Origin of the sequence: Streptomyces botrytidirepellens (assembly GCF_003721215.1) — a bacterium.
GTDB classification, from domain to species: Bacteria; Actinomycetota; Actinomycetes; order Streptomycetales; family Streptomycetaceae; genus Streptomyces; species Streptomyces himastatinicus.
This window is the reverse complement of sequence record NZ_RIBZ01000231.1, coordinates 1-9,789: the sequence shown is the minus strand read 5'-3', so window position 1 is coordinate 9,789 and position 9,789 is coordinate 1. Positions and strand designations below refer to the sequence as shown.

Genomic DNA, 9,789 nt, shown 5'->3' with positions numbered 1-9,789 from the left:
GCCCCCGCCGGGCGCGGTACCCGGCGCCGGTGCGGTGCCCCCGCCGCCGCCCGCCCCGACGGGCCCGGGCACCCCGCGCGCGTACCAGGGTGCGCCGTACGGCACCGGCGGCTACGGTCAGCCGGGCTACGGCGGCCAGGCCCCGTACGGCGGGCCCGGCTACGGCTACCCCGGCGCGGCGTACCCCGCCTACCCGGGCGGTGCCTACCCGGGCGCGGCCTATCCGGGCGCGGGTTACGGCCAGGGCTGGCAGCCTGGCGGGACCTATCTGCCGAACAACGGCACCGGCACGGCCGCCCTGGTGCTCGGCATCGTCGGCCTGGCCTTCTTCGCCAGCGTCGTGCTGGGCATCATCCTCGGCGTTCTCGCGATCATCTTCGGGGTGCTCGGCCGCGCCAAGGCGGGCCGGGGTGAGGCGACCAACGGCGGCGTGGCCCTCGCGGGGCTCATCCTCGGGGTGGCCGCCGTGGTGGCGGGTGTGGTGATGATCTTCGTCTATGTCGCGGCCGCGAACAGCGACAGCTCCGACGGCACCGACGACTCCGGCTACGCGGACATCTCGGTCGTGCGGGTGGTCCCGTCCGCCGACATGAGCCGCTGACGCGCCTCCATCAGCGTGAAGCCCAGCAGATTGAGCCCGCGCCAGCGGGCCGGGTCCGCCGCCCGCTCGTCGTCCGCCGCCAGCCCGATGCCCCATATCCGGTCCACCGGGCTGGCCTCCACCAGCACCCGGGAGTTGGTCCCCACCAGATAGTCGCGCAGCGGCGGGTTCTGGCCGAACTTGTGCACACTGCCCTCGACGACCAGCGCGAAGCGGTGCGCCCGCCACCGCGCCTCGTCGAAGCCGCGCACCGAACGCCCCGCGTCCTTGGCCTGCTTGGGGTGCGAGGCGGCCAGCGCCCGCCGCTCGGCGTCCGCGTCACCGAACAGCCGCGCCTTTCCGGCCATCATCCAGTGCTCGGCGGTCGGGTAGGTGATGCCGTCCACCTCGAACGGCGCGGGCCACCACTGGCTGAAGCACCCGGCCCCCACGCCGCCGTCGCGCCGCGGCCGATGGCCCCAGAAGTACACGTACGTGACGGTCTCGCCGCGCTCCGCCCGGTCCACCAACTCCTCGACCGAGCGCGGGCCGCCGTCCGCCGTGGCCGATGCCGTCACCCCGTTCGTCTCCATGCCCGGGATTCTCGCACCGGCCACCGACAGCGCCCCGGGAGCGGAGGCGGCCGCCCTCAGAGGCGGACACTGATTTCGTCGCGAAACCAAAAAGCAACGACGGAATCCCTTGTTGAAGAGCGGGTGCTCTGCCAGGATCATCCCTCGATTCCGGTTGGAGCCACGCCGCCCTCCTCGCGTGAGGGCGGTCCGGCGGAGGAGATCAGGCGATGGTTCAGCGATGGGGTCCGACGGAGCGGCGGTTCGCCGAGGGGGCACAGCGTATGGAGTCACGGCACGAGCCCGAGAGCCTGTCCGCGCCGCAGCTCGCTGCGGTGCGGCGCAGCATGACCGGCGGCCGCATGGCGCTGTCCCGCCGTGGGCTGCTGCGTGCGGGCGGCGCCGGAGCGCTCGCCGCCGGAGGGCTCGGGGCGCTCAGCGGCTGCGGGATCCCGCCCGCCGGGCGCACCGGCGCCGACAGCGCCGCCGATGACCACTCCGCCGAGGAGAAGCGCGTCGCCTTCTCCAACTGGACGGAGTACATGGACGAGACCAAGGGCGGCCGCCGCCCGACCCTGGAGGAGTTCCGGCGCCGCACCGGCATCACGGTGAAGTACACCGAGGACATCAACGACAACGTGGAGTTCTTCGGCAAGATCAAGCCGCAGCTCGCCGCGGGCCAGGACACCGGACGCGACCTCATCTGCGTCACCGACTGGCTGGCCGCCCGGATGATCCGGCTCGGCTGGGTGCAGACCCTGGACGCCGCCAACCTGCCCCACGCCTACGCGAACCTGGCGGCGGAGTTCCGCGACCCGGACTGGGACCCGGGCCGCGCCCACTCCTACCCCTGGACCGGCATACCCGCCGTCATCGCGTACAACAAGAAGGCCACCGGCGGCCGCAGCGTCACCTCCGTCTCCCAGCTCCTGGAGGACCCGCGGCTCAAGGGCCGGATCGGCCTGCTCACCGAGATGCGCGACACCGTCGGGCTGACCCTCCTCGACATGGGCAAACGCCCCGAGAACGTCACCGCCGACGACTTCGGCGCGGCGATAGCCCGCCTCCGACAAGCGTCCGACCGCGGCCAGATCCGCCGCTTCACCGGCAACGACTACACCGGCGACCTCACCCGGGGCGACCTCGCCGCCTGCATGGCCTGGGCCGGTGACCTCATCCAGCTCCAGGCCGACAACCCGGAGATCGAGTTCGCCATCCCCGACGCCGGCTACATGACCGCCACCGACAACCTCCTGATACCGGCCGCGGCACGCCACAAGAAGAACGCCGAACGGCTCATCGACTACTACTACGAGCCCAAGGTCGCCGCGAAGATCGCCGCCTACATCAACTACGTCTGCCCGGTCGACGGCGTACGCGCCGAACTCGCGAAGATCGACAAGGGCCTGGCGGACAACCCGCTGATCCTCCCGGACGAGGAGATGGCCGCCAAGTCCCACGCCTTCCGCTCCCTGTCGAGCAAGGAAGAGACGGCGTTCGAGGACGCGTTCGCCAAGCTCACCGGCGCCTGACGGCCTGACACGCGAGGAAGTCCACCCATGACCCAGCCCAGCACCACCACCGGCGGCGACGTCCGGCTCGACGGGATCAGCAAGACCTACGGGTCCTTCACCGCCGTCCACCCGCTCGACCTGCACATACCCGCCGGCTCCTTCTTCGCCCTGCTCGGCGCCTCCGGCTGCGGCAAGACCACCACCCTGCGCATGATCGCCGGGCTGGAGGAGCCCGCCACCGGCACCATCCGGCTCGCCGGGGACGACGTCACCGCCCTCCCGCCGCACCGGCGGCCCGTCAACACGGTCTTCCAGAGCTACGCCCTCTTCCCGCACCTCGACATCTACGAGAACGTCGCCTTCGGGCTGCGCCGACGGGGCATCAAGTCCGTCAAGAAGCAGGTCGGGGAGATGCTGGACCTCGTCCAGCTCGGCGACTTCGCCCGCCGTAAACCGCAGCAGCTCTCCGGCGGCCAGCAGCAGCGCGTCGCCCTAGCCCGCGCGCTCATCAACCACCCCCGGGTGCTGCTCCTCGACGAGCCGCTGGGCGCCCTCGACCTCAAGCTGCGCCGCCAGATGCAGCTGGAGCTGAAACGCATCCAGACGGAGGTCGGCATCACCTTCGTCCATGTCACCCACGACCAGGAGGAGGCCATGACCATGGCCGACACGGTCGCGGTGATGAACGGCGGCCGCGTCGAGCAGCTGGGCGCCCCGGCCGAGCTGTACGAGAGCCCGGGCACCACCTTCGTCGCCAACTTCCTCGGCACCTCCAACCTCATCGAGGCCGAGATCACCGACAAGAGCGGCGGCGACCTCCTCCTGACCGCCGCCGGGGGCCGCCTCACCCTGCCCGCCGGGCGATGCAGTGCCCCCGCCCGCACCGGTGCCGCGGTGCTGGTCGGGGTGCGCCCCGAGAAGATCTCCCTCACCCCCGCCGAGGACACCGGGGCCGTCCCCGCGGTCCGCAACCGGATGACCGGCCGCATCGCGGACTCCAGCTTCATCGGCGTCTCCACGCAGTACGTCGTGGCCACCCCGGACGGCGCCGAGCTGGCCGTCTACGAGCAGAACATCGAGCGCGACCCCCGGCTCGTCCCCGGCGCCGAGGTCGTCCTGCACTGGAGCCCCGCCCACACCTTCGGCCTCGACCCGGCCCAGGACATCGACGCGGGCACCGACACCAGTACTGACGGGGAGGCGGCGTGACGGCCACGGAGACGCGCGACGCGGCCCCCGTCAGTGCTGCGCCCCGTAACGTACGCAAGCGGCTGGTGCCCTACTGGCTGCTGCTCCCCGGCATCCTGTGGCTGCTGGTGTTCTTCGTGGCCCCGCTCGTCTACCAGGCGTCGACCTCCGTCCAGACCGGCTCGCTCGAAGAGGGCTTCACCGTCACCTGGCACGTGCAGACGTACTGGGACGCGCTCACCGAGTACACCCCGCAGTTCCTGCGCTCGGTGCTGTACGCGGCGACCGCCACCGTGCTGTGCCTGCTGCTCGGCTACCCGCTCGCGTACCTGATCGCCTTCCGGGCGGGCCGCTGGCGCAATCTGCTCATGATCCTGGTCATCGCGCCGTTCTTCACCAGCTTCCTGATCCGCACCCTCGCGTGGAAGACGATCCTCGCCGACGGCAGCCCGGTGGTGGGGGCGCTGAACTCCCTGCACCTCCTGGACGTGACCAGCTGGCTGGGGATCACCGAGGGGCAGCGGGTGCTGGCCACGCCGCTCGCCGTGGTCTGCGGGCTGACGTACAACTTCCTGCCCTTCATGATCCTGCCGCTCTACACCTCCCTGGAGCGCATCGACGGCAGGCTCCACGAGGCCGCCCGCGACCTCTACGCCCGCCCCGTCACCGTCTTCCGCAAGGTCACGTTCCCGCTGTCCATGCCGGGTGTCGTCGCGGGCACCCTGCTGACCTTCATCCCCGCCGCGGGCGACTACATCAACGCCGAGCTGCTGGGCTCCACGGACCAGAAGATGATCGGCAACGTCATCCAGTCGCAGTTCCTGCGGGTACTCGACTACCCGACGGCCGCCGCGCTGTCCTTCCTCCTCATGGCGGCGATCCTCGCGATGGTCACCGTCTACATCCGCAAGGCAGGGACGGAGGATCTCGTCTGATGGCCCTCATCCGCTGGATACGGCGCAACCTGGTGGTTCTCGCGGGGCTCGCCACCCTCGCGTATCTGATCCTGCCGAACGTCATCGTCCTGGTGTTCTCGTTCAACAAGCCCAACGGCCGCTTCAACTACGCGTGGCAGCGGTTCTCCACCGACGCCTGGACCGATCCGTGCGGCGTCCCCGACCTGTGCGGTTCGCTCTCCCTGAGCCTCCAGCTCGCGGTGTGGGCCACGCTCGGCGCGACCGTCCTCGGCACGATGATCGCCTTCGCGCTGGCCCGCTACCGCTTCCGGGCCCGCCCCGCGGTCAACAGCCTGATCTTCCTCCCGATGGCGATGCCCGAGGTCGTCATGGCCGCCTCCCTCGCCACGCTCTTCCTCAACATGGGCGTCGGCTTCGGCTTCTGGACGATCCTCATCGCCCACGTCATGTTCTGCCTGAGCTTCGTCGTCACCGCCGTCAAGGCGCGCGTCATGAGCATGGACCCCCGGCTGGAACAGGCCGCCCAGGACCTCTATGCCTCACCGGCGCAGACGTTCCTGCGCGTCACCCTGCCGATCGCCGCCCCCGGCATCGCCGCCGGTGCGCTGCTGTCCTTCGCGCTCTCCTTCGACGACTTCATCATCACCAACTTCAACGCCGGATCCACCGTCACCTTCCCCATGTTCGTGTGGGGATCCGCGCAGCGCGGCACCCCCGTCCAGATCAATGTGATCGGAACGGCGATGTTCGCCGTCGCGGTGCTGTGCGTCCTCGCCGGTCAGCTGGCCGGCGCCCGCCGCAAGAGGAGCTGACACCCATGGCCGCAGACGCCATGCCCCGCTTCCCCGGAGGCAGCGACGCTCCCGGACCGCCCGTCCTGGCGGCCCTCGCCGACGTCGCCTACACCCCGTACTGGCTGGACGACCCCGGACGGCCCCGCCCGCACCCCGCCCTCGTCGGCGACGAGCGCTGCGACCTGCTCGTCATCGGCGGCGGCTACAGCGGACTGTGGACCGCCCTGATCGCCAAGGAGCGCGACTCCGGCCGCGACGTGGTCCTGGTCGAGGGCCAGGAGGCGGGCTGGGCCGCCTCCGGCCGCAATGGCGGGTTCTGCGCCGCCTCCCTCACCCACGGCCTCGGCAACGGCGCCGCCCGCTGGCCCCGTGAACTGCCCGACCTGGAACGGCTCGGCCACCGCAACCTGGACGCCATCGAAGCCGCCGTCGACCGCTACGCCCTCGACTGCGACTTCGAGCGCACCGGGGAGATAGACGTCGCCACCCGGCCCCACCAGATCGACGCACTGCGCGAAACCGTGGCCCAGGCCGCCGCGCTCGGCGTCCCGGAGCCCGAGTTCCTGGACCGTGACGCGGTGCGCGCCGAGGTCGACTCGCCCACCTTCCTCGCCGGGCTGTGGGACCGCCGGGGTGTGGCCATGCTGCACCCCGCCAAGCTCGCCTGGGGCCTCAAGCGCGCCTGCGCCGAGCTGGGCGTACGGATCTACGAACACACCCCCGCCGAGCAGCTGAGCCGCGCCGGAACGGGAACTGCCGGAACCGGATCCTCCGGGATGCTGGTGCGCACCCCCTACGGCCGGGTGCGGGCACGGCACGTCGCGCTGGCCACCAACGCCTTCCCGGCCCTGGTGCGCCGCGTCCGCCCGTACATCGTCCCCGTCTACGACCACGCCCTGATGACCGAGCCGCTGACCGGTGAGCAGCTCGCCGCGATCGGCTGGCAGCGGCGGCAGGGCCTCAGCGACACCGCCAACCACTTCCACTACTTCCGCATCACCGCCGACCACCGCATCCTGTGGGGCGGCTACGACATCGTCTACCGCTACGGCGGCGGGGTGCGCGCCGAATACGACCATCACCCGGCCACCTACCGCACCCTCGCCCAGCACTTCTTCCGCTGCTTCCCGCAGCTGGAGGGCGTGCGGTTCAGCCATGCCTGGGGTGGCGCGATCGACACCTGCTCGCGCTTCTCCGCGTTCTTCGGCAGCGCACACGGCGGACGCGTCGCCTACGCCCTCGGGTACACCGGCCTCGGTGTCGGCGCGAGCCGCTTCGGCGCGGAGGTGATGCTCGACCTGCTGGCGGGCGACGACACCGAGCGGACCCGGCTGGAGATGGTGCGCAGCAAGCCCCTGCCGTTCCCGCCGGAACCGGTCCGCTGGGCGGGGATCGGCCTCACGCAGTGGTCGATGAGCCGGGCCGACGCCAACGGGGGGCGGCGCAATCTGTGGCTGAAGGCGATGGACCGGGTGGGGCTGGGCTTCGACAGCTGAGGCCCGGCGTCAGGTGGGCGGCTTCTCGCTCCGTTCGCGCGCGCGGAGCACCGCCCACAGCAGACAGCCGCACAGACACCAGCTCCCGACCACATCCAGCGGCCAGTGGTACGCCCGGCGGACCAGACCCGCCCCCACCGCGAGGTTGAGCAGGACGACGGCACCGATCAGCCACCACCGCGGCCGCCCGCGCAGGAGGGGGAGCAGCAGCACNGCGGCCGCCCGCGCAGGAGGGGGAGCAGCAGCACGGCCGCCGCGCCATAGGCGACGGCGGCCGTCGCGGCATGGCCGGACGGGAAGAACCCGGTCTCGCCCGCCAGCGGGCCGGGCGGACCCGGGCGGTCGATCAGCGCCTTCAGCGGCGCGACCAGGGCCGGGACCGCCGCCATCGCCAGCGCGGCGGCCAGCGGCCCCGGCCACCACCGGCGCGCCGCTTCCATATCCGACCGGGTACGCCACACCGCGCAGGCGAGCGCGATGCCCAGGACAGGGAGCGCCACCGCCGTATTGCCGAGGTCGGCGAAGAACTCCGCGGCGGGGGAGGGGAGGGGCGATCCGGCGATCGCGCGACCGAGCCGCTCGTCGAACGTACGGAGCGGTCCGTGGGCGGCGACCTGCCAGGCGCACAGTGCGAACACCGCCAACAGCGCCAAGGGGAGCAGGAGCGCACGGAGGACCGCGTTGCGGAGGGCTCGGAGCGCGCGGAGGAAGACAGACGGCGGCCCCGGAACAGGGGGGGTGGTTCCGGGGCCGCCGTGGCGACCGGTGTGCCGCTCGCCCCGGGGGGTTTGGGGCGGGCGGCCGTCCGATCGGTGAGGAGATCCGGAGCCGGAGGCTCCAGTGGTGTGCGCGAGGGCACAGCCGGGTCGGAGCTGGGGAAGCACCGGCTCGGCATCGCCCGCAGTCCCCTGCGAGCGGGGTGTTTCTCTCATCTGGAACGACCGTACGGCAGCGGGAGGCTGTCGGACAGGCCGATCACCCACCTGTCATCGGCCCCGCACATCTTCTTCACGCTCCCGACGATCCACCCACAGTCACAGCTCGGCGAGGGCGCCCTCGAGGACGTCCAGACCCTCGTTCAGCAGGTCCTCCCCGATCACCAGCGGCGGCAGGAAACGCAGCACGTTCCCGTAGGTACCGCAGGTCAGAACCAGCAGGCCGGCGGCGTGGCAGGCCTTGGCGACGGCCGCCGTCGCCTCCGGGTTCGGGTCCTTGGTGCCCGGCTTCACCAGTTCGATCGCGATCATCGCGCCACGGCCCCGGAGGTCACCGATGATGTCGTGCTTCTCCTGCATCGCGGCCAGCCGGCCCTTCATGACCTCCTCGATGCGCCGGGCCTTCGCGTTGAGGTCCAGCTCGCGCATCGTCTCGATCGCGCCCAGCGCCGCCGCGCAGGCCACCGGGTTGCCGCCGTAGGTACCGCCGAGGCCGCCGGAGTGCGCCGCGTCCATGATCTCGGCGCGGCCGGTGACGGCGGCCAGCGGAAGGCCGCCCGCGATGCCCTTGGCGGTGGTGATCAGGTCGGGGACGATGCCCTCGTCCTCGCAGGCGAACCACTGGCCGGTGCGGCAGAAGCCGGACTGGATCTCGTCCGCGACGAAGACGATGCCGTTGTCCTTCGCGAACTCGGCGATCCGCGGCAGGAAGCCCTTGGCGGGCTCGATGAAGCCGCCCTCGCCGAGGACCGGCTCGATGACGATCGCGGCCACGTTCTCCGCCCCGACCTGCTTGCTGATCATGTCGATGGCCTGGGCCGCGGCCTCCTCGGCGCAGTTCTCCGGGCCCGTCAGCCAGCGGTAGGGGTAGGCGACCGGAACCCGGTAGACCTCGGGCGCGAAGGGGCCGAAGCCGTGCTTGTACGGCATGTTCTTGGCGGTGAGCGCCATGGTGAGGTTGGTCCGGCCGTGGTAGCCGTGGTCGAACACGACGACCGCCTGGCGCTTGGTGTGCGCGCGGGCGATCTTCACCGCGTTCTCGACCGCCTCCGCGCCCGAGTTGAACAGCGCCGACTTCTTGGCGTGATCGCCCGGCGTGAGCCGCGCCAGCTCCTCGCAGACCTCCACGTACCCCTCGTACGGCGTCACCATGAAACAGGTGTGCGTGAAGTCCGCCAGCTGCGCCGACGCCCGGCGCACCACGGCCTCGGCGCTGGAGCCGACCGAGGTCACGGCGATGCCGGAGCCGAAGTCGATCAGCGAATTGCCGTCCACGTCCTCGATCACCCCGCCGCCCGCACGCACCGTGAAGACCGGCAGCACACTGCCCACACCCCCGGCGACCGCCGCGGTCTTACGGGCGAGCAGCTCCTGCGACTTCGGGCCGGGAATCGCGGTGACGACGCGACGCTCCTGGGGGAGGGACGGGCCTCCGGACAGTTCGGTCATGAGGTACTCCACGGGAAGAAGGGGGCGTGCTAGTGGCTTTACTCGCAGGCTAGGCGCGCGGCGAGCGAAGCGGCATGTTCCGTTCGGGAGCAGTGCGTGTGTCGCCTTGTCCGCGACGGACATAGCCGCAGCCCGGGGGACATCCCGGCACGTCGTGAGGTGCCACCCCGGTGGGGTCACTGAACTCCCCGGGCGGGAACACTAGATTGAGCGGTGGCGCGGTGGCGCGAAACGCAGAGGCACAGCCGGTCAGGGGGCAAGGGGTAGCAGATGGACACCGAGGGCACGTTCGACTCCCGCAACACCCGACCCACCCCACCGCCCCGCCCCCCAGCCCCACCCCG

At 71.5% G+C, this 9,789-nt stretch carries 9 protein-coding genes; 6 read left to right on the top strand and 3 right to left on the bottom strand.

Features of this window, described 5'->3' with window-relative positions; all coding sequences use genetic code 11:
• Positions 1-601, top strand: a 601-nt coding sequence (locus EEJ42_RS17630; RefSeq protein WP_148081984.1) for a DUF4190 domain-containing protein, incomplete at its 5' end; no start/stop codon positions are given.
• Here EEJ42_RS17630 and EEJ42_RS17625 read toward each other — a convergent pair.
• Entirely contained in the window at positions 547-1,173 is a 627-nt protein-coding gene (locus tag EEJ42_RS17625; RefSeq protein ID WP_123100874.1) for a riboflavin biosynthesis intermediates N-glycosidase, read from the bottom strand. The genes EEJ42_RS17630 and EEJ42_RS17625 overlap by 55 nt on opposite strands.
• Positions 1,174-1,436: 263 nt before the next feature.
• Between EEJ42_RS17625 and EEJ42_RS17620 the strand changes: the two genes are divergently transcribed.
• From EEJ42_RS17620 to EEJ42_RS17600, 5 genes are read left to right on the top strand one after another with little or no spacing between them, the layout of a single operon-like run.
• Entirely contained in the window at positions 1,437-2,684 is a 1,248-nt protein-coding gene (locus tag EEJ42_RS17620; protein WP_123100873.1) for a polyamine ABC transporter substrate-binding protein, read from the top strand.
• A gap of 27 nt (positions 2,685-2,711) precedes the next feature.
• On the top strand, positions 2,712-3,875 hold the full coding sequence (locus EEJ42_RS17615) for an ABC transporter ATP-binding protein (RefSeq protein WP_123100872.1): 1,164 nt from the start codon (positions 2,712-2,714) through the stop codon (positions 3,873-3,875).
• The gene (locus EEJ42_RS17610) at positions 3,872-4,789 is read left to right on the top strand and encodes an ABC transporter permease (protein WP_123100871.1); all 918 of its coding nucleotides are present in this window, start codon (positions 3,872-3,874) and stop codon (positions 4,787-4,789) included. The genes EEJ42_RS17615 and EEJ42_RS17610 overlap by 4 nt, the downstream gene beginning before the upstream one ends.
• Positions 4,789-5,583, top strand: coding sequence for an ABC transporter permease (locus tag EEJ42_RS17605; RefSeq protein WP_123100870.1), 795 nt, complete (start codon positions 4,789-4,791; stop codon positions 5,581-5,583). Before EEJ42_RS17610 ends, EEJ42_RS17605 begins: the two co-directional genes overlap by 1 nt.
• Before the next feature lie 5 nt (positions 5,584-5,588).
• Complete coding sequence (locus EEJ42_RS17600; protein ID WP_246096846.1) at positions 5,589-7,061, top strand: NAD(P)/FAD-dependent oxidoreductase; 1,473 nt, start codon at positions 5,589-5,591, stop codon at positions 7,059-7,061.
• 9 nt (positions 7,062-7,070) lie between these two features.
• Here the strand turns inward: EEJ42_RS17600 and EEJ42_RS52875 are convergent, their stop codons facing one another.
• Positions 7,071-7,274: a phosphatase PAP2 family protein gene (locus EEJ42_RS52875; RefSeq protein WP_246096840.1), complete on the bottom strand. Its 204-nt coding sequence runs from the start codon at positions 7,272-7,274 to the stop codon at positions 7,071-7,073.
• An 821-nt stretch (positions 7,275-8,095) separates the two neighbouring features.
• Entirely contained in the window at positions 8,096-9,445 is a 1,350-nt protein-coding gene (gabT, locus tag EEJ42_RS17590; protein WP_123100869.1) for a 4-aminobutyrate--2-oxoglutarate transaminase, read from the bottom strand.
• Positions 9,446-9,789 lie beyond the last annotated feature (344 nt).

What these genes read in the sequence shown, in the direction of transcription:
- EEJ42_RS17625 (WP_123100874.1), bottom strand. Translation starts at nt 1,173, where the DNA reads ATGGAGACGAACGGGGTGACGGCATCGGCCACGGCGGACGGCGGCCCG.
- EEJ42_RS17620 (WP_123100873.1), top strand. Translation starts at nt 1,437, where the DNA reads ATGGAGTCACGGCACGAGCCCGAGAGCCTGTCCGCGCCGCAGCTCGCT.
- EEJ42_RS17615 (WP_123100872.1), top strand. Translation starts at nt 2,712, where the DNA reads ATGACCCAGCCCAGCACCACCACCGGCGGCGACGTCCGGCTCGACGGG.
- EEJ42_RS17605 (WP_123100870.1), top strand. Translation starts at nt 4,789, where the DNA reads ATGGCCCTCATCCGCTGGATACGGCGCAACCTGGTGGTTCTCGCGGGG.
- EEJ42_RS17600 (WP_246096846.1), top strand. Translation starts at nt 5,589, where the DNA reads ATGGCCGCAGACGCCATGCCCCGCTTCCCCGGAGGCAGCGACGCTCCC.
- gabT (WP_123100869.1), bottom strand. Translation starts at nt 9,445, where the DNA reads ATGACCGAACTGTCCGGAGGCCCGTCCCTCCCCCAGGAGCGTCGCGTC.